Annotated in this window: 23 protein-coding genes; 8 read left to right on the top strand and 15 right to left on the bottom strand. The window is 61.2% G+C overall.

Annotation, left to right across the window (positions count from 1 at the left end):
- Positions 1 to 303: 303 nt before the first annotated feature.
- Genes VF672_RS09610 through VF672_RS09600 form a run of 3 tightly spaced genes read left to right on the top strand, consistent with a single transcriptional unit; the run spans position 304 to position 2,211 of the window.
- Positions 304 to 594, top strand: coding sequence for a hypothetical protein (locus VF672_RS09610; protein ID WP_331104073.1), 291 nt, complete (start codon positions 304 to 306; stop codon positions 592 to 594).
- Positions 555 to 1,463 carry a DUF72 domain-containing protein gene (locus tag VF672_RS09605; protein ID WP_331104056.1) on the top strand — a complete coding sequence of 303 codons (909 nt, stop codon included), beginning with the start codon at positions 555 to 557 and terminating at the stop codon, positions 1,461 to 1,463. The genes VF672_RS09610 and VF672_RS09605 overlap by 40 nt, the downstream gene beginning before the upstream one ends.
- 49 nt (positions 1,464 to 1,512) lie before the next feature.
- Positions 1,513 to 2,211, top strand: coding sequence for an extensin family protein (locus tag VF672_RS09600; RefSeq protein ID WP_331104053.1), 699 nt, complete (start codon positions 1,513 to 1,515; stop codon positions 2,209 to 2,211).
- 199 nt (positions 2,212 to 2,410) lie between these two features.
- Here VF672_RS09600 and VF672_RS09595 read toward each other — a convergent pair whose 3' ends face one another.
- Positions 2,411 to 3,040 (bottom strand): energy transducer TonB, encoded by a 630-nt coding sequence (locus VF672_RS09595; protein WP_331104051.1) that lies wholly within the window; start codon positions 3,038 to 3,040, stop codon positions 2,411 to 2,413.
- Between the two features lie 98 nt (positions 3,041 to 3,138).
- On the opposite strand from VF672_RS09595, the gene VF672_RS09590 reads away from it, so the two are divergent.
- Positions 3,139 to 3,924 carry a class I SAM-dependent methyltransferase gene (locus VF672_RS09590; protein WP_331104049.1) on the top strand — a complete coding sequence of 262 codons (786 nt, stop codon included), beginning with the start codon at positions 3,139 to 3,141 and terminating at the stop codon, positions 3,922 to 3,924.
- Positions 3,925 to 3,935: 11 nt separating this feature from the next.
- Here the strand turns inward: VF672_RS09590 and VF672_RS09585 are convergent, their stop codons facing one another.
- Positions 3,936 to 4,583 (bottom strand): TetR/AcrR family transcriptional regulator, encoded by a 648-nt coding sequence (locus VF672_RS09585; protein ID WP_414705588.1) that lies wholly within the window; start codon positions 4,581 to 4,583, stop codon positions 3,936 to 3,938.
- Positions 4,584 to 4,673: 90 nt separating this feature from the next.
- Between VF672_RS09585 and VF672_RS09580 the strand changes: the two genes are divergently transcribed.
- Together VF672_RS09580 and VF672_RS09575 are read left to right on the top strand one after the other, a co-directional pair.
- Complete coding sequence (locus VF672_RS09580; protein ID WP_331104045.1) at positions 4,674 to 5,786, top strand: efflux RND transporter periplasmic adaptor subunit; 1,113 nt, start codon at positions 4,674 to 4,676, stop codon at positions 5,784 to 5,786.
- A 5-nt stretch (positions 5,787 to 5,791) separates the two neighbouring features.
- Complete coding sequence (locus VF672_RS09575) at positions 5,792 to 8,872, top strand: efflux RND transporter permease subunit (protein ID WP_331104042.1); 3,081 nt, start codon at positions 5,792 to 5,794, stop codon at positions 8,870 to 8,872.
- A 27-nt stretch (positions 8,873 to 8,899) separates the two neighbouring features.
- Here the strand turns inward: VF672_RS09575 and VF672_RS09570 are convergent, their stop codons facing one another.
- The 7 genes from VF672_RS09570 to VF672_RS09540 form a co-directional block, all read right to left on the bottom strand.
- On the bottom strand, positions 8,900 to 9,589 hold the full coding sequence (locus tag VF672_RS09570; RefSeq protein ID WP_331104039.1) for a DUF4197 domain-containing protein: 690 nt from the start codon (positions 9,587 to 9,589) through the stop codon (positions 8,900 to 8,902).
- 39 nt (positions 9,590 to 9,628) lie between these two features.
- Positions 9,629 to 10,027 carry a YbaY family lipoprotein gene (locus VF672_RS09565; protein WP_331104037.1) on the bottom strand — a complete coding sequence of 133 codons (399 nt, stop codon included), beginning with the start codon at positions 10,025 to 10,027 and terminating at the stop codon, positions 9,629 to 9,631.
- 49 nt (positions 10,028 to 10,076) lie between these two features.
- On the bottom strand, positions 10,077 to 12,566 hold the full coding sequence (gene plsB, locus VF672_RS09560; protein ID WP_331104035.1) for a glycerol-3-phosphate 1-O-acyltransferase PlsB: 2,490 nt from the start codon (positions 12,564 to 12,566) through the stop codon (positions 10,077 to 10,079).
- Positions 12,567 to 12,684: 118 nt separating this feature from the next.
- The gene (locus tag VF672_RS09555) at positions 12,685 to 13,062 is read right to left on the bottom strand and encodes a hypothetical protein (RefSeq protein ID WP_331104033.1); all 378 of its coding nucleotides are present in this window, start codon (positions 13,060 to 13,062) and stop codon (positions 12,685 to 12,687) included.
- 66 nt (positions 13,063 to 13,128) lie between these two features.
- On the bottom strand, positions 13,129 to 13,938 hold the full coding sequence (locus VF672_RS09550; protein WP_331104031.1) for a putative RNA methyltransferase: 810 nt from the start codon (positions 13,936 to 13,938) through the stop codon (positions 13,129 to 13,131).
- Positions 13,938 to 15,089, bottom strand: a complete 1,152-nt coding sequence (gene dapE, locus VF672_RS09545) for a succinyl-diaminopimelate desuccinylase (protein ID WP_331104029.1) — start codon at positions 15,087 to 15,089, stop codon at positions 13,938 to 13,940. The genes VF672_RS09550 and dapE overlap by 1 nt, the downstream gene beginning before the upstream one ends.
- A gap of 104 nt (positions 15,090 to 15,193) precedes the next feature.
- On the bottom strand, positions 15,194 to 17,782 hold the full coding sequence (locus VF672_RS09540) for a glycosyltransferase family 2 protein (RefSeq protein WP_331104027.1): 2,589 nt from the start codon (positions 17,780 to 17,782) through the stop codon (positions 15,194 to 15,196).
- Between the two features lie 230 nt (positions 17,783 to 18,012).
- Between VF672_RS09540 and tcdA the strand changes: the two genes are divergently transcribed.
- Positions 18,013 to 18,828 (top strand): tRNA cyclic N6-threonylcarbamoyladenosine(37) synthase TcdA, encoded by an 816-nt coding sequence (gene tcdA / locus VF672_RS09535; RefSeq protein ID WP_331104025.1) that lies wholly within the window; start codon positions 18,013 to 18,015, stop codon positions 18,826 to 18,828.
- An 80-nt stretch (positions 18,829 to 18,908) separates the two neighbouring features.
- Here the strand turns inward: tcdA and VF672_RS09530 are convergent, their stop codons facing one another.
- From VF672_RS09530 to VF672_RS09505, 6 genes are all read right to left on the bottom strand, one after another.
- Positions 18,909 to 19,313, bottom strand: coding sequence for a SufE family protein (locus tag VF672_RS09530; protein ID WP_331104023.1), 405 nt, complete (start codon positions 19,311 to 19,313; stop codon positions 18,909 to 18,911).
- Positions 19,310 to 20,515 (bottom strand): cysteine desulfurase, encoded by a 1,206-nt coding sequence (locus tag VF672_RS09525; RefSeq protein WP_331104021.1) that lies wholly within the window; start codon positions 20,513 to 20,515, stop codon positions 19,310 to 19,312. The genes VF672_RS09530 and VF672_RS09525 overlap by 4 nt, the downstream gene beginning before the upstream one ends.
- A gap of 63 nt (positions 20,516 to 20,578) precedes the next feature.
- Entirely contained in the window at positions 20,579 to 21,613 is a 1,035-nt protein-coding gene (gene dapD, locus VF672_RS09520; protein WP_331104019.1) for a 2,3,4,5-tetrahydropyridine-2,6-dicarboxylate N-succinyltransferase, read from the bottom strand.
- A gap of 31 nt (positions 21,614 to 21,644) precedes the next feature.
- Positions 21,645 to 22,007, bottom strand: a complete 363-nt coding sequence (locus tag VF672_RS09515) for an ArsC family reductase (RefSeq protein ID WP_331104017.1) — start codon at positions 22,005 to 22,007, stop codon at positions 21,645 to 21,647.
- 445 nt (positions 22,008 to 22,452) lie between these two features.
- Complete coding sequence (locus tag VF672_RS09510; RefSeq protein WP_331104015.1) at positions 22,453 to 22,968, bottom strand: DUF4411 family protein; 516 nt, start codon at positions 22,966 to 22,968, stop codon at positions 22,453 to 22,455.
- Positions 22,968 to 24,143: an XRE family transcriptional regulator gene (locus tag VF672_RS09505; RefSeq protein ID WP_331104014.1), complete on the bottom strand. Its 1,176-nt coding sequence runs from the start codon at positions 24,141 to 24,143 to the stop codon at positions 22,968 to 22,970. The genes VF672_RS09510 and VF672_RS09505 overlap by 1 nt, the downstream gene beginning before the upstream one ends.
- 357 nt (positions 24,144 to 24,500) lie before the next feature.
- Here VF672_RS09505 and VF672_RS09500 point away from each other — a divergent pair.
- The coding region (locus tag VF672_RS09500) for a sodium:proton antiporter (RefSeq protein ID WP_331104012.1) at positions 24,501 to 25,334 on the top strand (834 nt) is incomplete at its 3' end.

Raw genomic sequence — 25,334 nt, 5'->3', positions numbered from 1 at the left:
CCATCGTGAATCCGTAGGAGCCGGCTTGTTGGCGAACCTGCGTCTGCAAGCACCATCGCAGCGGCGGGTTGAACAGTCTTCGGCAGCAAGCCGGCTTTTACGAATGAGGTACCACAAGGCCGCAGCGCCACGTTCAATCTGCGACACAGGTCACACTGCGCACGACCGTTCGGCGATAAATCTGCATAAACTCTGGCCAGTTTTAAACATTCAGCAATAAGTGTGGTCTAGTTATCGTTCGCATGTTTGCTTAACCGCATACTGTGAGATTAAATTGCCACTATCAGACGCCGAGTAAGCATGATGCGAATCACCGGTCCCTCACCACGCTCATATCCGATCAAGCGTAAGCCACGCAGGGACTCTGCGGCGGTGGACGGCACGTTCGAGGAAGTGAACGACGAGATCGAGGTGAATCCGCAGGTGGCCCGTCGCCAGACCGGCACCACTGCAAACGTGCCCGCGCGTCAGCAAGACATCATCTTCCCGCGCGCCATGAGCACCCGCGTCGCTCACGCGCTGAGCAGCTATCTGATGACCTCGACTTTCGTCGAATGGGACCTCGAAGTCTCCGGACTCGACCTGCACGTTTGAACCTCTCCCATCCGCCGTATTACATCGGTTGCCCGTCCTGGAGCGAAAAAGCCTGGCGTGAGTCGTTGTACCCGCCGGATGCCCACGACTCGGATTTACTCGGGTTGTACGGGCAGGTGTTCAACGCCGTCGAAGGCAATACCACGTTTTACGCGCGTCCCAAGCCTGAGATCGTCCAGCGCTGGGCGGATGCGTTGCCCGAGCATTTCCGTTTCAGCGCCAAAATACCCCGTGATATCAGCCATGCCGGGGACCTGCGCGATCACCTGGCTGCGGTGGAGGATTTCCTGCAGCTGCTTGCGCCGCTCGGGACGAGAATCCAGCCACTGTGGCTGCAACTGTCAGCCAGTTTCGGTCCGCACCGGCTTAGCGAGCTGGCGGCTTTTATTGATGCGCTGCAAGGCCAGCCCCTTGCGGTGGAAGTGCGCAACATGGCGTTCTTCAGCAAGGGCGAGGACGAGCGTCAGCTCAACCGCCTGTTGCTCGACCGGGGCGTGGAGCGCATCTGCATGGATTCCAGGCCGTTGTTCAGCTGCGTGTCCACCGACCCTGTCGTGCTGCACGCGCAGTCGCTGAAACCCAAAGTACCTCCGCGTCCCGCCGCGCTGACGTCCTTCCCTCAAGTGCGCTTCATCGGCGGGCCAGAGCAGGCGGTCAACGAAGACTTCCTCGTACAGTGGGCGCCAAAGGTGGCAGGCTGGATTGAAGAGGGCCGTACGCCGTCGGTGTTCCTGCACACGCCCGGCAACATTGCCTCGCCACAGCTGGCCCGTCGTTTTCACCATCAATTGATGACCCTGCTGCCGGGGTTGGCAGATTTGCCGCAGCTGGATCGCGGTCCGCAGGTGGAGCAACTCGGGCTGCTCTGAGGTCGAGATAGGGTGGACCCTTCACTCCGTCAAACGAGCACCTTCCTGCATGCGCGGTTCGACCTTCTTTCTTCTATTGATGTTCATCGGCGCGGCAGCGGCGGTTTCGATCTGGCGCGGCTGGTTGCCTGTCGCTGACCGTTGGAACCCGTGGGCCCCGTTGAATGTGCGGGACGAGCCCAACCTGCTCACCTCCTTTAAGCTGTCGCGGCTGCAGGACGATCCCGCCTTGTGCGAAGCGGCGCTAAAAACCTCGCCCCTTCGCTACACGCATCAGGCCGACAGTGGCCCCGACGTCAAATGCCCGCTCACCAATACGCTTCGTATTCAGGGCGGCGATGTCGCGCTGAGCAGCAGTTTCCTGTCCAGTTGTCGCCTGGCCGTGGCGTATGCGCTGTTCGACATTCACCAGTTGCAGCCGGCGGCGCAGTCGGTGTTCGGGCAAAAGGTCACGCAGGTCGATCATCTCGGCAGCTTCGCTTGCCGCAATATCTACAACCGCAGCGCAGGCCGCCTGAGTCAGCACGCTTCAGCCAATGCGCTGGACATCGCCGGATTCCGACTGGCAGACGGGCGCAGGATTTCCGTACTGAAGGACTGGAAAGACGAAGGTGACGACGGGCGCTTTCTGAAGATGGTGAGGGATGGCGCCTGCCAGCAGTTCAACACCGTGCTGAGCCCGGACTACAACGCGGCGCACCGCAACCACTTTCATCTGGACATGGGACGCTGGCGGGTGTGTCGCTAAAGTCGAGCGCTTGAGGAATCGCGCTGGTGAGTGCCACACGTGAAGCGTCGGTCCGGCGCCGCCCGTCTCGCCGCAAGCGTCACCCCGGCAGGACTGAGCTTGCTCACGAAGACGGCCGTTCAGCCGCTAACAACTCTGCGGATGTCCCGGACGCTGCGCGAGCATGCTCGCAGATTTTTGATAGGCGTTGGGCTTGGTGTCAGGCCGCGATACGAAGGTTCTGAAGTACGATGGGCCGCGCCCAGCCGTTATCGAATGCCAGATGGCGCTGCTGCTCGGTCATCTCTTCGGCACTGAACGGCGTTGCGGGCTTGTCCGCCAGGTCCCACTCGAACTCCGCAATCGGCAGGAACAGTGGGCGAGGCTGAGGGCCAGGGCCTGGTTCAACGCTGTCATCGTAGGGGTTGAGCACGGTCGGGCGGACCCACGTGTCGTCGAATTTCAGGTTGCGCTGCTGCTCGATCATTTCCATTGCCGTGAATGGCTTGGCGGGCTTGTCGGCCAGATCCCATTCGAATTCGGCAATGGGCAGGAACAATGGCTCCGGTGGCGCGATCTCCTTGTCCTCCACCGGGCACTCACGTTGCTCAACGATTTTGTCCAGCGCAGTTGCGCCGGCAATCGGCTCGCCGGTCTGGTTGTCCGTCGTGGCAACGGCGCTGTATTCCGGAGAGGTGCCAGCGTTTTCATCGACCTGCTGAGCCATCGCACGGGCAAACGCATCCTGCCAGAGCTGCGTGACGCCGCTCAGGGTTTGGGTATTGCGTACGCTGTAGTCGCCTGCGTACGTCAAATAGCCTATCGAGGAGGTTTGCTGAATGTCTGACATAAGCGCTCAGTACATGCCGTGGGTCTGGCAAAATGCCGGATACATTCGTTATCGGCAGCTGCTGCCAATCATTAAGAATATTTGAGCGCGAAGAGACAATGACAGAGCAACACGCGGGCAGCCGCATTCGGGTCGACAGCCTGACCCCCGACGGGCACGAAACTGCCGCGCATTGGGCGCAGCGACTGGGTTTGCCACTGGAAGATGCCGACGCAGACTTCGCCCTCCAGGTGGCCGACCATGGCCTGCAGTTACAGCAACTGGGTGACGACGCGCCGGGCCCGGTGCGCGTGGATTTCATCGAAGGCAAGGCGGCCCATCGGCGTCTGTTTGGCGGCGGCAGCGGGCAGATGATTGCCAAGGCCGTTGGCATTCAGCCGGGTGTACGCCCTCGGGTGCTGGATGCCACGGCAGGACTGGGCAAGGATGCATTCGTGCTGGCAAGTCTGGGTTGCGAGGTGAGCCTGATCGAGCGGCAGCCGATCATCGCTGCGCTGCTTGAAGACGGTCTGGCGCGCGGATCGAAAGACCTGGACGTGGGCGCAATCATCGCGCAGATGCGCCTGTTGACCGGCAACGCTATTGAGCTGATTCGTCAGTGGGAGGGCGAGCCGCCCCAGGTCATTTACCTTGACCCGATGTTCCCGCACCGAGAAAAGACCGCGCTGGTCAAAAAAGAAATGCGCCTGTTCCGGCCGCTGGTGGGCGACGACATGGACGCACCGGCGTTGCTGGAAGCGGCCCTGGGGCTGGCGACCCATCGCGTCGTGGTCAAACGTCCGCGCAAGGCGCCGAGCATCGAAGGCACCAAGCCTTCCTACGCGCTGGACGGCAAATCCAGCCGCTATGACATCTACCCGAAAAAGGCGTTGAAGGGCTCGTAATTCCGGGCTTTCTACGCTCGGTAGGCCTTCAAAAACAACGCGACGACTTCCCGCACATGATGCTCGCCAGTCTGCTCGTCCAGCGCCTCTCCGGTGCCGATGAGCAGGCGGAAGTTGTACACGCCCTTGATCAAACTCAAAAAATGCCCCGCTGCACTGGCCGGCGATTCGAAATGCAAGCCGTTGGTGCCATTGAGTCTGGTCAGGAACCGCTCCATCTCGTGCAGGATGCGTTGGGGTCCCGCTTCGAAAAAAACGTGGGAGAGCGTCGACCCCTGGGTCCCCAGAGCAATCATCAGCCGATGCAAATCGATGGACTCCGGGCTGTTGATCAGCGTCTGAAACCCTCTGGCAATGCCCAGCAATACTTTTTCCACGGGCTCATCCATCGGCACATCCACGAACAGCCCGGGCACCTGCTCCTCGCAGCGTGCGACCACCGCGCAGGAGAACAACGTCTCCTTGTCGGTGAAATGGTTGTAGACCGTAAGCTTGGAAACGCCGGCTTCTGAAGCGACAGCGTCCATGCTGGTGTTGGTGTATCCGTTGCGCACGAACAGGTTTTTGGCGGCTTCAAGAATTGCCTGGCGCTTGGCCAGATCCTTGGGGCGGCCGGGGCCGGCGGTGGTGGTCAAGTCAGTCATGGGTTCGTCAGGCATCTTCGTCAGTTTATTGGACTGTTCAGTTCGGTAATTTTAAATATACTCGCCGGTACAATTATTCAAAGCTCTCTGCCAGGGTGCCCCATCATGCTCCGCCATGCCCCGTTCCTTGCCCCGCTCCTTGCCTTGCCGGTCGGTCTGATCATGGCGCTTGCCGGATGTGGGCAAGAGCCCCCGGTGACCGTTGCGGTGCGGCCTGCCATGGTGGTGCAGCCGCTGCCGTCTGCCCAGTCCATGGACAGCTACCCGGGCGAAGTTCGCGCCCGCTTCGAACCTGAACTGGCTTTCCGCATCCCGGGTAAAGTCAGCAAGCGTCTGGTCGAGGAGGGTGAGCGGGTCAAGGCCAATCAGGCGCTGGCCGAGCTTGACGCCCAGGACGTGCGCTTGCAGCAGGACGCCACCCGCGCCCAGGTCACTGCCGCCGAAGCCAACCTGCAGACGGTCCGCTCCGAGCGCGACCGCTACAAAACCCTGATGGATCGGCAGATGGTCAGCAAGTCGCTGTACGACAACGCCGAAAACCTCTACCGGGCCGGTGACGCCCGTCTTAGACAGCTCAAGGCTGAATTGACCGTCGCCGATAATCAGACCGGTTACGCGGTGCTTCGTGCGTCGCAGGATGGCGTAATTGCCAGACGACTGGTCGAAGTCGGCCAAGTGGTGGCTGCCGGGCAAACCGTCTTCACCCTGGCGGCCGATGGCGAGCGCGAAGTCTCGATCAGCCTTCCGGAACAGAATTACGGTCGCTTCAAGATTGGCGACCCGGTTTCGGTCGAACTCTGGACGCAACGCGAGCAGCGTTTCCCGGGCCGCATCCGCGAGCTGTCGCCTGCCGCCGATCCGCGCTCGCGCACCTTCGCCGCGCGCATTGCCTTCGCCGGCGGGAAAGTCCCGGCGGAGCTGGGGCAGAGCGCCCGGGTTTACATCCAGTCAGAACACGCCGTGCCGCTGTCCGTGCCGCTGTCGGCGCTTACCGCCGAAAACGGCGCGACCTACGTCTGGCGGCTGCAAAGCGATTCCACGCTCAAACGCACGCCGGTGCAGGTCGGCGCCTATGGCCAGGAAACCGTGCCGGTGCTCAGCGGTTTACAGGCCAGCGACTGGGTCGTGGCGGCAGGCGTACACGTGCTGCACGAGGGCGAGCAAGTGCGCCCGGTCGACCGCAGCAACCGCGCGGTGAAACTGGCGGCTAAGGAGTAGCGGGGATGCGTTTCAATCTTTCCGAATGGGCGCTGCGTAACCGCCAGATGGTCCTGTATCTCATGATCCTGCTGGCCGCAGTCGGTGCGCTTTCCTACACCAAACTGGGCCAGAGCGAAGATCCACCCTTCACCTTCAAAGCCATGGTCATTCGCACGCTCTGGCCGGGCGCCAGCGCCGAGGAAGTGTCCCGGCAGGTGACCGACCGCGTCGAGAAGAAGCTGATGGAAACCGGTGATTACGAGCGCATTGTCTCGTTTTCGCGTCCCGGCGAGTCTCAAGTCACCTTTGTCGCGCGCGACTCGCTGGTCTCCGCCCGGCTGCCCGAACTCTGGTATCAGATCCGCAAGAAGATCAGCGACATCCGTCAGAATCTTCCGGCGGGCGTGCAGGGGCCTTTCTTCAACGACGAGTTCGGCACCACCTTCGGCAATATCTACGCGCTGACGGGGGAGGGTTTCGACTACGCGGTGCTCAAGGACTACGCCGACCGCATCCAGATCCAGCTGCAACGGGTCAAGGACGTGGGCAAGGTCGAGCTGCTGGGGTTGCAGGACGAAAAGATCTGGATCGAACTGTCCAACGTCAAGCTCGCCACCCTCGGCCTGCCGATGCAGTCAGTGCAGCAGGCACTGGAAGCGCAGAACGCGGTGGTGGCCGCGAGCTTTTTCGAGACGCCCGGCGAGCGCGTCCAGTTGCGGGTGACGGGGCGTTTTCGGACCGTCGACGAGATCCGCAGTTTCCCGATTCGGGTCGGTGATCGCACGTTCCGCATCAGTGATCTGGCCGATGTGCGCCGTGGCTTCAATGACCCGCCCGCGCCGCAAATGCGGTTCATGGGGCAGGACGCCATCGGGCTCGCTGTCGCCATGAAAGACGGCGGCGACATTCTGGTGTTGGGGCGTGCGCTGGAGGCGGAGTTTGCGCGCCTGCAAAACAACCTCCCGGCCGGCATGCAACTGCGCAAAGTCTCGGACCAGCCGGCGGCGGTGAAGACCAGCGTTGGCGAGTTCGTGCAGGTGCTCGCTGAAGCCTTGGGCATCGTGCTGCTGGTCAGTTTTTTCTCCCTGGGGGTGCGCACCGGGATGGTGGTGGCGCTGGCGATTCCGCTGGTGCTGGCGATGACATTTGCCTGCATGTATTACTTGGGCATCGGCCTGCATAAAATCTCCCTCGGCGCGCTGGTACTGGCGCTGGGTTTGTTGGTGGACGACGCCATCATCGCCGTGGAAATGATGGCGATCAAAATGGAGCAGGGTTACGACCGGGTGAAGGCCGCCAGCTTTGCATGGACCAGCACGGCGTTTCCGATGCTCACGGGTACTCTGATTACCGCAGCAGGCTTTCTGCCCATTGCCACCGCGCAGTCGAGCACCGGCGAGTACACCCGCTCGATCTTTCAGGTGGTGACCCTGGCGCTGATCGCTTCGTGGATTGCCGCGGTGGTGTTCGTGCCGTATCTGGGTGCGCGACTGTTGCCGGATCTGGCGAAAATCCATGCAGCCCGGCACGGCGCCGGTTCGCATGCGCCTGACCCTTACGCCACACCGTTCTACCGCCGCGTTCGCGGCTTGGTGGGGTGGTGCGTGCGCCGCCGCAAGACGGTCATCGTGCTGACGATTGCTCTGTTTGCCCTGTCGATTTTCATGTTCCGCTTCGTGCCGCAACAGTTTTTCCCGGCGTCGGGCCGGCTAGAGTTGATGGTCGACCTGAAGCTGGCGGAAGGGGCCTCGCTGAGCAGCACCGCCGAGCAGGTCAAACGGTTGGAAGCGATGATCAAGGACCACGCCGGCGTCGACAACTACGTGGCCTATGTCGGCACCGGCTCGCCACGCTTCTACCTGCCTCTGGACCAGCAGTTGCCCGCGGCCAGCTTTGCCCAGTTCGTCGTGCTCGCGAAAACCATTGAGGACCGCGAGGCGCTGCGCACGTGGCTGATTCAAACGCTCGACGAGCAATTTCCGATGCTGCGGCCTCGCGTCACCCGCCTCGAGAACGGCCCGCCCGTAGGCTACCCGGTGCAGTTTCGCGTTACTGGCGAGCACATCGATGAGGTGCGTGCGCTGGCACGCAAGGTGGCGGCAAAGGTCAGGGAAAACCCTCATGTGGTGAACGTGCATCTGGACTGGGAAGAGCCGAGTAAGGTTGTTTACCTCAATGTCGATCAGGACCGGGCCAGAGCGCTTGGCGTGACCACTGCGGACCTGTCGCGTTTTCTGCAGAGCCAGTTGACCGGGTCGAGCGTGAGCCAGTACCGCGAGGACGACGAGTTGATCGAAATCCTGCTGCGCGGCACCGAGCAGGAGCGGCACGAACTGGGCAATCTCTCCAGCCTGTCAGTGCCGACCGCCAACGGCGGCAGTGTCGCGCTGTCCCAGGTGGCTACGCTGGAATACGGCTTTGAGGAGGGCATCATCTGGCACCGCAACCGGTTACCGAACGTGACGGTGCGCGCTGATATCTATGGCAAGGAGCAACCGGCAACGCTGGTGAAACAGATTCTGCCGACGCTGGAAAGCGTGCGCGCTCAGTTGCCCGACGGGTATTTGCTGGAGGTGGGCGGCACGGTCGAGGATTCGGCGCGCGGGCAGAACTCGGTGAACGCCGGAGTGCCGCTGTTCATCGTGGTGGTGCTGACCTTGCTGATGATCCAGCTGCGCAGTTTCTCGCGCACCTTCATGGTGTTCCTGACCGCGCCGCTGGGGCTGATCGGTGTGACGTTGTTTCTGCTGCTGTTCAACCAGCCGTTCGGCTTCGTGGCGATGCTGGGCACCATCGCGCTGTCGGGCATGATCATGCGCAACTCGGTGATCCTGGTGGACCAGATCGAGCAGGACATCGCTGCGGGCCTCGACCGCTGGCAGGCGATCATCGAAGCGACGGTGCGACGCTTCCGGCCCATCGTGTTGACCGCGCTGGCAGCGGTGCTGGCGATGATCCCGCTGTCACGCAGCGTTTTCTTCGGGCCAATGGCGGTTGCCATCATGGGCGGCCTGATTGTCGCCACGGCGCTGACCCTGCTGTTTCTGCCCGCGCTGTATGCCGCGTGGTTCAGGGTCAAAGAAGAGGAGCGGGTTGAGGCCTGATTCGATCAACCCGGACCCCGGCGCGCCTTACAGCGCGCCGAACACCTTCTTCGCCAGACCAGTGGCTGCCGCTGCCGGATTGGCGCGAATGCTTTCTTCCTGTTTGGCGATCATTTCGAACAGGCCGTCCAGCGCCTTCTCAGTGACGTAGCCTTCAATGTTTGAGCTCTTGGCGTCCAGCACACCCAGCGTCGCGGCCTGGCCGGCGAAGGCGTTGTACTTCTGCGCCAGGCCAACTTTGTCAGTGGCCTGTTTGACGATGGGCAGGAACTTGGCGCGGATCTGTTCGCGGCTGGAGGTGTTCAGGTACTGAGTGGCCGAATCCTTGCCGCCACTGAGAATGCCCTTGGCGTCCGACACGCTCATCTTCTTCACCGCATCGACCAGTAACGTCTGCGCCTGGGGCACCGCCGCTTCGGCTGCCTGGTTCATGCTTGTTTCCAGCTGATCGACCTGCGCACCCATACCGAACTGCTTCATCTTCTTGGCGACCTTGCCCAGGCTGCCTGGCAATTCAATGCGCACGTCCTTGTTGTTGGAAAAACCGCCCGGCACCCCTAGTTGCTTGATGGCCACTTGCGCGCCCTGGGTCAAGGCGTCCTTCAGCCCGCCGGTGGCGTCCGATTGCGACAGATCATTGAGCGACAACGCGAAGGCGCTGGTGCAAAGCAGCAGGCCGGCGCAAACGCCGGTGAACGAGACAGAGCGACGCAACATGGGTGGTGTCCTTTGCAAGGGGCTGTGATCCGGGCCGGGTTAACGGGCCGGGCTCAAACGAATTTTGACGGGCGGCTTCTCGTCCAGCGTCAGATCTACCGTGTAGCGCTCGGTGCTGATCATCAGCAGCTCGCCGTCCACTTCGATGCGCGCGCTGACCGCGTAAGTGTGACCCGGCTGGACCTGCTTCTGATCGTAGGTCAGGTGAAACGGCAGCGGCACCTGGCCTTTGATCGGGCCGTTCTGGCTGGCGAGGACCTGAGCAGGCGCATCGGCCCGCGTGACGTCCTGCAACGTGACCTTCAGCGTAGCCGTCGGTGGAAGCGCCATGCGCTGCAGGTAGAACACTTCGCCATCCAATGACCCTGGCAGGTTATCCGGCGTATGGGCGCAAGCGGCCAGCACGGTGGTCATGAGGGCGAGCAGGATGTGTTTCATGTGATGCTCCTTGTCAGGTAGACGGTTGTGAGGCGTATGCCGCCGTTGGCTAGGCGATTGGCGCGGGCCCGACTTCGTCGCTGCGGTGCAGCGCCACCTGGCGGATCGACAGCCGGATTTCCGCTGGCAGCACGCGCTTGGCGGCGCCTTCCGCCAGATCACCCAACATATCGTGATAGCTCAGTTTTCCGGCTTCGTCAGTGCGCAGGACGCCTTGGTCCAGCAGCGTCTGAATGAAATGCCGGAACAGGCTCTTGTCGAAAAACTCCGGGGCGTTCAGGCCGTGCAGAATCGACAGCCGCTGAGCCATGGTCGTGCACAGCTCCTCGAGCCCTTCGGCCGTGAGGGTGTGCTGACCGCTGTTGAGCAGCAGTGATATCGACATGTAAAAACGCTGCAAGGTCTGGGCAATCGCTCGCGAGAGGACCGTCAGCAGCACGAAATGGCGCGAGCTGGGCGCCGGGCGCAGGTACACGCCGTTCTCGAATCGCAACAGGCCCTGGTCTACGAAGGCCGTCAGCCATTGATCGATGACCTCATCCAGATCATCCAGCGACCAGCGAATGAACAGCTCCGATTGCAGGTACGGATACAGCGCGCGGGTGTAACGCAAAATCTGCTCGCGGCTCATGCGTGACGAGCTCTGGAAGAAGCACGCCAGTAACGAGGGCAGCGCAAAAATGTGCAGGACGTTGTTGCGGTAGTAGGTCATCAGGACGGCGTTTTGCTCGTCCAGATAGAGGATTTTGCCCAGCGCATCGCTCAGTTCCGAGAGCAGGTTCATGCCCTTGACGTGTTCGATCAGCGCCCGGCCGTCGCCTTCCGGCAGTGTCGTGTGGGGCGAGTAGGGCACGTTGCGCAACAGCGTCAGGTAGACATCCAGCACCCGCGCAAGGGCTTGATCGTCCAGCGCGTGCCTGGCGGTCGACAGCAACGCCAGCGCCACCAGATTGACCGGATTGATGGCGGCGGCTTCGTTCAGGTGGCGCGCCACGCGCTCGCCCAGACGGTGAGTGGTCTCGTTCAGCCAGGCCGGTTTGAACACCGGGCCCAGTTCCTGAGTGCGCCAGTCCGGCTGCTCATGGTCGAGAAACTCGGTCAGCTTGATCGGCTCACCGAAGTTGACCGAGACCTGACCGAAGCGCTGTTTCAGCGCACCAATGACTTTGAACACGTCGAATATCGACTCTTTCTTCTTCGCTGCGCCACGCAGTTCGCCCAGGTAGGTCCGACCTTCCAGCACGCGTTCGTAGCCGATGTACACCGGCACGAAGACGATAGGCATGCGCGAGTTGCGCAGGAAGCTGCGCAGGGTAATCGCCAGCATCCCGGTTTTCGGCTGCAACATCCGTCCGGTGCGCGAGCGTCCGCCTTCTACGAAGTACTCGACCGGAAAGCCCTTGGTAAACAAGGTGTGCAGGTACTCGTTGAAAACTGCGGTGTAGAGCGGATTGCCCTTGAACGTGCGGCGCATGAAAAACGCGCCGCCGCGCCGCAGCAGGCTGCCGATCACCGGCATGTTGAGGTTGATCCCGGCGGCGATGTGCGGCGGGGTCAGGCCGTTGCGAAACAGCAGGTACGACAGCAGCAGGTAGTCGATGTGACTGCGGTGGCAGGGCACATAAATGATCTCGTTGCCTTGGGCGACGTTCTGCACACCCTCCAGGTGACTGACCTTAATGCCGTCGTAAATCTTGTTCCAGAACCAGCTCAGCACCACTTCCAGAAAGCGAATGGCGGTGTAGGTGTAGTCCGAAGCGATCTCGTTTCCGTAGTGCAAGGCCTTTTCCCGGGCCTTGGCTTCGGTGATTTTCTCCCGTGCCGCCTCGTCGAGAATGGCCTGTTTGACCAGCGGATCCGCCACCAGCCCTTTGACCAGATGGCGGCGATGGGAAAGGTCCGGGCCGATCACGGCGGTCTTGAGGTTGCGAAAATGCACGCGCAACAGCCGCTGGGCCATGCGCACCGTGCGCTCGTACCCTTTGTTTTGATCGACCAGTTCGCGCAGATGAACCGGCGCCGAGAACTGCACACGTGTCTTGCGGCCCAGGATCAGAATGGTCACCAAGCGGCGCAGACGCCCGGTCACCGCCCAGCTGTCGGCAAACAGCAGTTTCCACGGGCTGTCTTCCTTGTCCGGTGACTGCCCCCAGAACACGCTGACCGGAATGATCTGCGCGTCTTCAGTGGCGTTTTGCGTGACCGCACTGACCAGACGTCCGAGGGTCGGCGGTGCGCCGCGTTTGTCGTGACGTCCCAACCAGTCTGGCTCGGGCGTGAGGTAGAAATACGCGGCGGGCTCGGTCAGGTTGCCGACGGCCACGGACAGCACCGGGCGCGGCAAACCGGCCTTGCGGCATTCGGTGTCGAGGACGGCGAGATCGCTCATCGAAGGGTTTTGCAGCGCGTAGAAAACCGGGCGGCTGCGGTCAAGATTGAGGGTGAAGGACGACTGGTTGATCGTCTCCGAGCGCACCCAGAGGTAAAGCAGGCGGCGCACGGTGCCGAAGACAAGACGGCGAAACGGGGAACGGGTCATAGAGTTCTGCTGAGAGGGGCGACGCCCGCGAGGCCGCCAGTTTGCCGTATCTGGTGGGGATGGGCAAAGCGGCGCGGCCGGGGAGCCCCTCAGGCATCAAGCCCCGCGGTCCTTGGCGTTACGAGGTGCGCCAGGTGATTTCCTCTTCACCGTCAACGCTGATGCGAATCCATTGATCGGCCTCGGCGTCGTTTTCTTCCTCGACCCACGTCCCCGGCGCGCATCGCACTTCGACCTTCAGCGCAGCGAAGGCGGCGCGCGCGCAAGCAACGTCGTCGTCCCACGGCGTTTTGTCGCTGTCCAGGCACAGGCTGTTCCACTTGCCGACGGCCTTCGGAATCCAGGTCACCGGGATGTCGCCCGCCCGGCATTTCCAGGTCTGGCCTTTCTGCGTCCACTCGGTACAAGGGCCGATGTCTGCGGTCAGCCAGGCAGTGATCGCCTTATGGTCAACGTCAGCGTCTTTCAGGTAAATCTCGATATCGGGTTGGCGCATGGATGCCTCTTGGGTTGTTCTGAAAAATCCACTCGCGGATTCAGTCTGTTCAGGTGCTTAAAGCCGTCAATCCAGAACGAAATAATCGTAGCGCATCGACACCGTGACCTGGAACGGCTCAGCCTGATCGATCACGTTCGCGCGGCGTTCAGCACTGGCGCGCCAACCGTGAGGCGTCATGGCCAGCAGATTGGCGCGGGCCTGACCGTCCGCCAGCGTCAGGGTAAAGCGCAGGGTTTCGCTGTGCTGCAGGCTCATGCCATCGGGCACCAGCGCAAGGTGTTTGTCATCGCTGTAATCACGGACTTCGTCGTACAGGCGCTGACGCAATTCCATCAGGTGATCGTTGGTTGGTCCTACACGCATCAGGCCGCCGCCCGGCGACAGCAGACGCTTGGCTTCGGCCCAGTCCAGCGGGCTGAAAACGCTGGCGATGAACTGCATGCTCGCGTCCGGCAGTGGCACGCGCGCCATGCTGGCGATCAACCAGGTGATCTTCGGATCACGCTTGCAGGCGCGCTTCACCGCTTCGCGGGAGATGTCCAGCGCGTAACCGTCCGCGTCGGGCAGGCCCTGGGCGATTTGCGCGGTGTAATAACCCTCGCCACAACCGATGTCGACCCAGTGCGCGGGGGCGCGCTCGGCAGCCAGTTCGGCCAGTCGCCTGGCCACCGGTGCGTAATGCCCGGCATTGAGAAAGTCGCGTCGCGCCTCGACCATGGCCTGGTTGTCACCGGGGTCGCGACTGTTCTTATGCTGCACGGGCAGCAGGTTCAGGTAGCCCTGACGAGCGCGGTCGAAGCGGTGCCCGGCCGGGCACACGACGCCGTTATTCGCTGAATCGAGGGGGGCGGAGCAGATCGGGCAGGTCAGCATCAGGCGAGCAACTTGACCAGGGTCTGGTAGTAGATCTCGGTCAGCACGTCGAGGTCGCTGGCCAGGATGCGCTCGTCGACCTGATGAATCGTGGCATTGACCGGCCCGAGCTCGACCACTTGTGTGCCGAGCGTGGCGATAAACCGACCGTCCGACGTGCCGCCGCTGGTCGACGCACGGGTATCGCGACCGGTGACGTGTTTGATGCTGGCCGACACCGCGTCCAGCAGCGCGCCCGGTTCGGTGAGGAACGGCAGGCCTGAAAGCGCCCATTCCACGTGCCAGTCCAGGTCGTGCTTGTCGAGAATATTGGCAACGCGCTGCTTGAGACCTTCGACAGTGGACTCGGTCGAGAAGCGGAAGTTGAACACCGCCACCAGATCCCCTGGAATGACGTTGGTTGCGCCGGTGCCTGAGTTCAGGTTGGAAATCTGGAAACTGGTCGGCGGGAAGAAGTCATTGCCGTTGTCCCAGTGCTCCGCCGCCAGCGCCGCCAATGCAGGCGCCGCCAGATGAATCGGGTTCTTCGCCAGATGCGGGTACGCGACGTGGCCCTGAATGCCCTTCACGGTCAGGGTGGCGCCCAGTGAGCCGCGACGGCCGTTTTTGACTACATCGCCCACCAGCGTCGTGCTTGATGGCTCGCCGACGATGCACCAGTCGAGCCGCTCCTTGCGCGCCGCCAGACGCTCGACCACCGCTTTGGTGCCGTGGTGCGCCGGGCCTTCTTCATCGCTGGTGATCAGGTAGGCAACCTTGCCCTTGTGGTTCGGGTGGTCGGCGACGAAGCGTTCGGTGGCGACGATCATCGACGCCAGACTGCCTTTCATGTCCGCCGCGCCACGGCCGCAGAGCATGCCGTCTTCGTCGATCAGCGCGCTGAACGGGTCATTCTGCCAGGCCTGAACCGGGCCGGTCGGCACCACATCGGTGTGACCGGCGAAGCACAGCACAGGACCGTCCTGGCTGCCGTGGGTAGCCCAGAAGTTATCCACGTCCTGAATGCGCATCGGCTCCAGGGTGAAACCGGCATCGCTCAGGCGTTTCATCATCACGGCCTGGCAGTCGGCGTCCAGCGGCGTGACGGATGGGCGACGGATCAGGTCGCAGGCGAGTTGCAGCGTGGGCGATAGGTCGGCTGGGGCTGTCATGAAGGGTCCGCACATATTGAGTTGGAGGCAAGGCATAAACCGGCGAATAGCTTAAAGCAAAACGGCGGCCCGAAGGCCGCCGTTTAGTACAGCACCCCGTAGTTTCAGGCGATCGCGGGCGCCTCTGCCGATTTCGGTTTAGGCAGCGACGACAAAAACGCCATGATCAGCGCCGCCAGATACGGCAGCGACTGCACCAGCAGCATCGTCACCCAGAAGCGCATGTCGTTGCTTGGCAGCCCCTGCACGAGACAAATTCCAAGGGCCGCGCCCCACAGCAGCAGCATGATGAACAGTTCTTCGCGTGCCTCGGAAATCGCCACCAGCAGGCCATGGCTGTCGGCGTTTTTTGGAGTGCGGAAGAACGGAATGCTGGTGGTGAAGAACCCGTACAGCACGGCTTTGGCGATGGTGTGAGACAACGCCAGCCCCGCGAGCGCGGCATAAAACGCATCCGTGAGGTTCACGCCCACGGCGCGGCGGTAGAGGAAGATGATCTTGCCGACTTTGAAGAAAAACAGCGCCAGCGGCGGGATCGCGAAAATCAGCAGCGGCGGGTCGACGCGGTTGGGCACGATGATCATCGCCGACGACCACAGGAGGGCGCCGAGCGTGAAAAAGATGTTCATGCCGTCGGCCACCCACGGCAGCCAGCCCGCGAGGAAGTGATAGCGCTGGCCGCGGGTCAGTTCGGTGCCCTTGCCGCGCAGCAGGCTGGCGGCGTGACGCTTGATGATCTGAATCGCGCCATAGGCCCAGCGGAATCGCTGCTTTTTGAAGTCTATGAAGGTGTCGGGCATCAAGCCCTTGCCGAAGCTGTGGTGCGCATACGCCGCCGAATACCCTTTTTCAAAGACGCGCAGCCCCAGCTCGGCGTCCTCACAGATGCACCAGTCCGCCCAGCCAAGCTCTTCAAGAACCGAGCGGCGGGTCATGGTCATGGTGCCGTGCTGGATGATCGCGTCGCGGTCGTTGCGGGTGACCATGCCGATGTAGAAGAAGCCTTTGTACTCCGAGTAGCAGAGCTTCTTGAACGCACTTTCATGCTGGTCGCGGTAGTCCTGCGGCGACTGCACCACGGCTATTTTCGGGTCGGCGAAGTGCGGGACCATGTGCTTGAGCCAGTTGCGGTCGACGCAGTAGTCCGAGTCGATGACGGCAATCACTTCCGCGTCCGGCGCGGTGTGCGGGATCAGGTAGTTCAGGGCGCCGCCCTTGAAACCGGCCAGCGGGGCGACATGGAAAAACTTGAAGCGCGGGCCGAGCATTTCGCAATGGGCCTTGACCGGCTCCCAAACGGCCGGATCCTTGGTGTTGTTGTCGATCAGCAACACTTCGAAATCCGGGTAATCCAGTGCCGCCAGTGCGTTAAGGGTCTGTTTGACCATTTCCGGCGGCTCGTTGTAGCAGGGCACGTGAATCGACACTTTCGGTCGGTAGGCCGAATCCCCTTCAACGGGCAGGAACTCACGACGACGCTTGTGCGTCCACACCGCTTCGGCCAGCTCGTGCGCCTCGGTCAGCAGCACGATGAAGACGCCGAATGCGCCCAGCGCGAGCAAGAATCCAACCAGCAGGCTGAACCAGGTGCTGTATTGCTGGCTGTAGTCGTAGCCGATCCAGACCAGGACCGAGCCGCACAGGAAGGCGATGAAGGTCAGGAATGTCCGGCCGCGCTGGCGCAGTGCCGAGCCATCGATGAGCAACAGGGCGAGGGCGAGCATCGCCAACACTGCCGAGCCGATTGCCAGCACGCGCCATTGCGGAATCGCGACGACCGGGCCTTCGAAGTTGAATTTCTGCTGGCGAGCGGCGTTGTACACGCCCCAGTACGCGCCGACCGAGCCTTCGTCGCTGGCTTTCCACGGCTGGTCGAAGGCCTCGATCACGAAGTAGTTGAAACCCTGGCGGTTGAGCTTGTTGACCAGGGTGCGCAAGTAAACCGCCTGATCTGCCTGGGTCGCGTCGGCGCCGCCTCGCATGTGGCCGTTACTCGGCCAGCCGACTTCGGAGAGCAGCAGCGGTTTTTTCGGGAACATGCGTTTGAGTTCGCGGGCGCGGTCGAGCACGTACTGACCGGCTTTATCCATAGGGATGTATTCCCAGTACGGGAGGATGTGCGCGGCGATCAGGTCAACGTGCTTGGCCAGCTCCGGGTATTTCTCCCAGATATGCCACTGCTCGGACGTCGTCACCGGCACTTTGACGGCAGCGCGAACGCGGTCGAGCGCGGCCATCAGGTCCTTGGGTTTGATCTCTTCGCGGTACAGCGCTTCGTTACCGACCACCACGCGGACCACGCTTCGCGTCGTGTTGGCCAGCTCGATCGCCGTGGTGATTTCGCGCTCGTTGCGCGCCAGGTCCGGGCTGATCCAGATGCCCAGCGTCACCCGTAAACCGAACTCTTCGGCAAGTTTGGGGATGTCCTTGAGCGTGCCGTCCACTGAATAGATGCGGATGTTGTCCGTCTGCTTGCTCATCAACTCCAGGTCCTGACGCATTTCTTCGTCGGACGGATAGAGGTCTTTTTGTGGATTCTGTCCCAGCCGGAAGGGCGAGTAGGAGAAGCCGGAGATCTGTTCAGGCCAGTTGGGGGCGGTGACGGGGCGGTTGATCAGCGCCCAGAAGCCGGTGAAGAGCGCGGCAATGGCCACGACAACAACAAGGTTGAGTCCGAATTTACGCGATGACATAGGTGCTTCAGGTTCCAAGAGGGGAACGGGGAGGAGGGACAGGGTACAGCGGGCCGAAACTTTGGCAACCGACACGTGCTGAAGTTCTGTTCGGCCAGCCATGCAGGACATCGCCCTTAACCCTGCACTTCTGGGGAAGCGGATGACTTTCAGACCAAACACTGCGACTCGGCGCTTTGCGAATCGCTGCCAGGGCCTATAATGCGCGCCGGTTTTTTGGGGTATTGGTCATGAGCACAGAAGATCCGCGTTTCGCTGGCGTTGCCCGCCTGTACGGCATCGAGGGCCTGGAACGCCTGCGCGCTGCCCATGTGGCGGTGGTCGGCATCGGCGGCGTGGGTTCCTGGGCGGCGGAAGCCATGGCGCGTTGTGGCGTGGGCGAGATTTCCCTGTTCGACCTGGACGACGTCTGCGTCAGTAACAGCAATCGTCAATTGCACGCCCTGAGCAGCACCGTTGGCCGTGCCAAGGTCGAGGTCATGGCAGACCGTCTGCGCGAGATCAATCCCGACTGCGTCGTCCATGCCGTTGCCGACTTCGTCACCCGCGAGACCATGGCGCAGTACATCGCCCCTGACCTGGACTGCGTGCTCGATTGCATCGACAGCGTCAATGCCAAGGCCGCGTTGATCGCCTGGTGCAAACGCCGCAAGATCCAGATCATCACCACCGGCGGCGCGGGCGGGCAGATCGACCCGACCCTGATTCAGGTCTGCGACCTGAACCGGACCTTCAACGATCCGCTAGCGTCCAAAGTGCGTTCGACCTTGCGCCGCGACTACGGCTTTTCCCGCACCGTCACTCGCCACTACAGCGTGCCGTGTGTGTTCTCCACCGAGCAACTGCGTTACCCCAAACCGGACGGCAGCATTTGCCTGCAGAAAAGCTTCGTCGGTGATGGCGTGAAGCTGGACTGCGCGGGTGGTTTTGGCGCTGTGATGATGGTGACGGCCACGTTCGGGATGGTCGCCGCGACCAAGGCCGTGGACAAAATCGTCGCGGGCGTACGACGGCCGTCAGAGCGCCGTCCAGCCCAGACCGTGTAGGAGCCGGCTTGCTGGCGAACGCGGTAGGTCAACTATGCAATTGCCGGTTGAGCAAATGTACTTCGCCAGCAAGCCCGCGCCTACCGGGTAAGCTGCCGCATCTTCTGTAACACCGCATTCAGTCCGTTGCTGCGCGAGGGTGAGAGCTGACGAGTTAACCCCAACCGGGTGAACCACTCAACCAGATCCACCTGTTCCAAGTCCTGCGCCGACAGGCCGTTGACCCGGGCCAGCAGCAACGCCACCAGACCCCGGATCAAACGCGCGTCGCTGGCGGCGCGGAACTGCCAGTGCCCGTCGAGCACATCGCCTACCAGCCAGACCTTGCTTTCGCAGCCGTCCACTAAATGTTCGTCGGTTTTTTCGTCGTCGAGCAGCGCGGGCAAGCGTTCGCCCCATTGCATCAGCAATCGCGCCCGCTGCTCCCAGCTCAACGAGGCGCTGAAGGCTTCCAGCGCAGTGCGCGCATCGGTCGGCAGGTTCATCGCAGCAGCTCCAGGGCCTGATCCAGTGCGGTGAAGAAACGCTCCAGGTCCTCGGAATCGTTATACAGCCCCAGCGACACGCGAATCGCTCCGGACAATCCCAGGCCATTCACCAACGGGATCGCGCAATGATGCCCGGCGCGGACGGCAACGCCTTGCTCGGTCAGCAGGTGCGCGAGGTCGGCGTTGTGCACGCCCTCGACGACAAAGCTCACCAGTGCGACATGCGGATCGCCGAGCACTTGCACGCCGTCGCGCAAGGTCAGACCGGCGCGCAGTTGCTCATGCAGGCGCGCTTCGTATTCCGCGACGGCGGACGGGTTGAGGCCGTTGAGATAATCCAGTGTCGCGCCGAGGCCGATGACCGCGCTGATGGGTGGCGTGCCCGCTTCGAAACCCAGCGGCGCAGGCCGAAACGTGGCCGTCTGGTAGCCGGTCTGCAGCACCATCTCGCCGCCGAACTGCCAGTGCCGCAGCTGCGTCAGCGCCTCATGTCGCCCGAACAACACGCCCACGCCATCCGGGCCGTACAGCTTGTGGCTGGAAAACACATAGAAGTCGCAGCCGATGTCCTGCACGTCATGTCGGCCATGGACAACGCCTTGGGCGCCATCGATGACCGTCAGGGCGCCGTGCGCCTGCGCAAGCGCGACGAGTTGCCGAACCGGCTGCCAGGTGCCGAGCACGTTGGACAACTGGCTGACCGCCAGCAAACGCGTGCGGGCGGTGATCAGCCCGGCAGCAGCCTCCATATCAATCACTCCCGCGTCGGTAACGGGCAGCACCACCAGTTTGAGGTCGCGACGAAGGGCCAGTTGCTGCCAGGGCAACAGATTGGCGTGATGCTCCAGGGCGCTGATGACAATCTCATCGCCGGCCTGAAACAAAGCCTCCAGCCCATAAGCGAGCAGGTTGAACGCGGACGTGGCGCCGTGGGTAAACACGATCTGCCCGGACGCTCCGGCATTCAGCCAGTCGCCGGCTTTGCGCCGCGTGTCCTCGAACGCCTGGGTCGCCATGGCGCCCGGCAGGTGCTGCGCGCGGTGCACATTCGCCGCGCCGTTGGCGTAGTAATGCACCAGGGCGTCGATGAGGGCATGGGGCTTTTGCGCGGTAGCGGCGCTGTCCAGGTAGGTCTGGCCTTGCCGTTGCAGGGCGTCGATGGCCGGAAAGTCAGCGCGCCAGGGGGAAATGAGGGGCATATCGATCACGCTCGTTGAGGCAGGTCCGGTGCCCGAGGGCACCGAACCTGCACGCTGCATCGATCAGTTGTGAGCGTGCAGCGCTTCGTTCAGCTCGATGGCCGACTTGTGGGATTTGCATTCCACCGCGCCGGTCTGCGAGTTGCGACGGAACAGCAGGTCCGGTTGACCGGCCAGCTCACGGGCCTTGACGACCTTGACCAGCTCGTTCTTGTCATCCAGCAGCGCCACTTTGGTGCCGGCGGTGACGTACAGACCGGCTTCAACGGTGTTGCGGTCGCCCAGCGGAATGCCGATGCCGGCGTTCGCGCCGATCAGGCAGCCTTCGCCAACCTTGATCACCATGTTGCCGCCGCCCGACAGGGTTCCCATGGTCGAACAGCCGCCGCCAAGGTCCGAGCCCTTGCCGACGAATACGCCAGCCGAGACACGACCTTCGATCATGCCCGGGCCTTCGGTGCCGCCATTAAAGTTGACGAAACCTTCGTGCATTACGGTGGTGCCTTCGCCGATGTAGGCACCCAGACGCACGCGTGCGGTGTCGGCGATGCGTACACCTGCCGGCACCACGTAGTCGGTCATTTTCGGGAATTTATCGACCGAGAAGACTTCCAGCAAATGGCCTTTAAGACGGGCTTCCAGTTGACGCTCAGGCAACTCGGCCAGGTCGACGGCGCCTTGGCTGGTCCATGCGACGTTCGGCAGCAGCGGGAACACACCGGCCAGGCTCAAGCCGTGAGGCTTGACCAGGCGATGGGAGAGCAAATGCAGCTTGAGGTATGCCTCGGGGGTGGATGTCAGTGCGGCGTCTTCAGCCAGCAGCGTAGCAACCAGCGGCTTGTGGCTCTCGGCCAGGCGGGTCAGTAGCGCGGCCTGGGCGTCGTCGATGCCTTTGAGGGCATTGGCCAGACGCGAGGACAGGTCGGTGTTGAATGCGATGGCCTGATTGCCACCGGTGTAGCCCAGGATCGGCGCGACGGCGGCGACGACTTCAGCCGACGGGTTAAGCAGCGGCAGGGCGTAGAAAACCTCCAGCCATGCGCCTTGACGGTTTTGTGTGCCAACGCCAAAGGCCAGGCTGAACAGAGAAGTGGACATGCAGATACCTCAGTTATTAGGGCTATCTCAATCAGGCGATAGCCGCAGCGTACAGTTCGGGTTTGAAGCCAATCAGGGTTTTGTCGCCAAGATCCAGCACCGGGCGCTTGATCATTGAGGGTTGAGCGAGCATCAGTTCGATGGCCTTTTCCTGGTCGAGGTCGGCTTTCTGCGCCTCATCCAGTTTGCGAAAGGTCGTGCCGGCGCGGTTGAGTACCGTCTGCCAGCCGTGCTCGTTACACCAACGGGTCAAGTGGTCGCGATCGATGCCTTGGGTCTTGTAGTCGTGGAAATCGTAGCTCACCGGTTTTTCGTCAAGCCAGGTGCGGGCCTTCTTCATCGTGTCGCATGCCTTGATCCCGTACAGGTGCAATCTGTGGGTTTCCTTAGCCATGAGGCTGCTCCCTTTGGGACGGTTGAAAAAAACGGTGGAGGATTATGCCACGTACACGCCGGCTAAGCGCGGCAGGCCGACGCTTTGTCCATTTGACCAAGGATTGTGACCCGTGACCTGCGCCCAAAAAGTTAGGCCATGACTAATGGATCAGAACTGCGTGACAGTTGCGTCCGGGATTATTTCGGCATTGACGGTAGGGATGTTGCAAAGCTGGGCCGATCCGCTGCTACCCCGCCGGAGCAGCACACGACTGCTTACCGTAGCTATGGACACTTCTGTAAGTCACGTTCAACGGCGTGATCTTCCTAGAGCAGGGTGGCGGATTCTCGGCGCTACCAGATGTGACTGGAAGCCGTTCGCGAAGGGATCTGCGATCAATGCAGCGTCAAGGGTGCAGATAAGAAAAGCTCGGCTCTGGGCCGAGCCGAGATCGGGTGAAAGTCTATTTGTCCCAGCCGGTTTTGAAATTCAGCGCCTTCATCATGCTGAAGACATCACAACATTGCGCGCCTAGTGCCTTGCAGACGTCTGGGACCTTTCGATTTTGCCTCTGGGCCGAAGGCTTAGATGTCTCGAGAGAAACCACGCATCGCTCCGTTGGGCTGGATAGTGCGTAGGAAATCAGAAAAGGATCTCGCCCGATATAAGCGAGTTCGTTCTCATTTAGATCAACCGCGTACCCGTTAAAAGTGACGTGGGCGACGGCGGACGGGTCGGCGCCTTCTTGGAGTATGAGACTATCTTTAACTTCTGGCTTTTTTAGCCATCTAGTTAAAATGTCTTCTTTACCAGCCAAAATTTCTTCGTAAATTTCAACGGGCATCTTTATACGGTTATTTTGGCACTGGTATAAAAGCCATGCCCACAATTCTGGCACCATGGTTTGTGGATAATAGACGCCATTAGAAGTAATAAGCGTATTTGCGTCCAGCAGGTAAAGCTTCCTATCTAGCGCCATTATAGTGTGCCAACCAGGTTATAGACATTGGCGGGCTTCACGCCCAATACTCTTCCGGCCTTCGTGGCCGTTAATGCACCCTCTTTCATGGTGCGCTGAACCAGATTTACGATGGCCCCGCCTAGCTTGTGCCGTTTGACGACGTAATAGCTGGGTCCGCCAGATCCGTCTCTACCTTCTTTTGTAGCAATTTTATGGGCAGCCCATAACTCCCTGAACTTCTGAGCAAGGGCGTTCCACGTTTGCTGCTGAATTGCTCCAGAGGTGAAAAGCCTGTATGCAACCAAAGTCCCGCTGACATTGATAGTTCTCGCAAATCCGGAGATTTGCTGTGTGAGGGTCTCAATGTTTTCCAAGTGCCAATTTTGTTTTTGTAATTCGCCGTCCGGGAGCAGTAATAAGCTCGCTATATCATTGCAATATCGTTCGATTTTCTGCTCTGCACGGCTGCCGCTCAACCCGGTAACGCCGAGCAGTATGTGGGCAAACTCATGAAGAAGTGTGAAGGATCTCGCGGGAGGAGCATCTTGATCGTTTATAACGATGAATGGGGCAATTTTGTCGGACAGCGCAAACCCTCTAAATGCCTCGACAGGGATATCTGTGTGATGACTGCCTAGATTGCCGATGAGCAAAACGAATGTTCCCACTCCCTCGATAAGCTTTCGAAGATAAGAAAACGCTTCCTCAGATTTTCCATATCGCCGAAACTCGGTAAGCTCGAAACCGATCAACTGGCCAATGTAGTTAGACACGGACGCGGGCTGAAAATCGACATTAATACTGCCGACATAATCTCGCGGGAAGGCTTCTTCAACGTCCTGTAGCACGTTTCTAACAAGATCCTGGCGTACATAAATGTCACGAACCAGCGCATCAAGCGGGCCTTTGCTTTCAATGCGGAGTTCTTCTGGAAGTGTCCGGAAATCTTCGCCTCTCTCGGCCTGAGCTGGCGGGGAGGGAAGATAAAAAACGAGAAGCGGGCGGCGATAAACGCTCGCCATCTTTGCGAGAAGGGTTCTGGAAGCCTCTTTTTCGCCAGTCTCATAGCTCCGGAGCATTTCAGATCCAGGAACCTTGGTCCCGCCAATAGCTAAAGCCTTGGCAGCCCTTTCTCTAGTCAGTCCGGCTGTCTCTCTCGCCCAGACAAGGACTTCAGGATTAATTCCCGGCATGCATCACCGCCATAGCTCCATCTTCATTTTCGTAATCATCCATTATCACAGTCGCGGGTTTTGCAGGATACTGAACCCTCCTACCGTCCATCGCAAGCGCTTCAGACGCCCCCGGCCGAAACGTCCAACCTGCCCTCAGCGATCCGAGCGAAGTTTTTTTCTCGACAGATGCGTGGCTAGCTGACGCTTTGTCTATTTGACTCGGGTTTACGCGCCATGTCTGGCGGCGACGGCGGTTGGCCACTCATGATGTATCAGGAACCCATGACCGTTACAGGCACTAAGATGGGCACTTTGCCGGACGCATCCGGTCTGTTGCCGATGTCAGTCATGAGTCACACGCTTGGGGAGCACGCGATGCAAACAGCCTATACCGTCCTTATCTTATTGACGCTGGTAGGTGTCTCGCGATTGCTGGGCCGGCTGATTCCATTGCCGTTGCCGCTGGTGCAGATCGCCGCTGGCGCCTTACTGGCCTGGCCGACGCTGGGTCTGCATGTGGCGCTGGACCCTGAGCTGTTCCTGTTTCTGTTTCTGCCGCCGTTGCTGTTCTCCGATGGCTGGCGGATGCCCAAACGCGACTTCTGGCGCTACCGCGGTGCGATTTTGACCCTGGCGGTGGGCCTGGTGATTTTCACCGTGATCGGCGCCGGGTACTTCATCCACTGGATGCTGCCGTCCATTCCCTTGCCGGTTGCCTTTGCCTTGGCGGCCGTGTTGTCGCCGACGGACGCCGTCGCGGTTTCGGCCATTGCCCAGGACCGGCTACCCGCGCCGATCATGCGCATGCTCCAGGGCGAAGCCTTGATGAACGACGCGACCGGCCTGGTGACCTTCAAATTCGCCCTCGCGGCCGCCATCACCGGCGTTTTTTCCCTGACCGATGCGAGCTTGAATTTTGTGCTGGTGGCCTGCGGCGGTCTGGCCGTAGGCGTTGCACTGAGCTGGGTGGTGGGGCGTCTGCGCAGCTGGATGATCACCCGAGGCTGGGACGACCCGGCGACCCACGTGGTGTTCATGTTGCTGCTGCCGTTCGCCGCTTACGTACTCGCCGAGCGGCTTGAGCTGTCCGGGATCCTCTCGGCGGTGGCGGCGGGGATGATGCAAAGCTGGGTCGACCTGCTGCCGCGCCAGACCAGCACCCGGTTGCTTAATCGTAGCGTCTGGACACTGTTGGAGTTTGCCTTCAAC

The sequence above is a fragment of the Pseudomonas sp. genome (assembly GCF_036387035.1).
GTDB lineage: Bacteria > Pseudomonadota > Gammaproteobacteria > Pseudomonadales > Pseudomonadaceae > Aquipseudomonas.
This window is presented reverse-complemented; position numbering and strand designations above follow the sequence as displayed.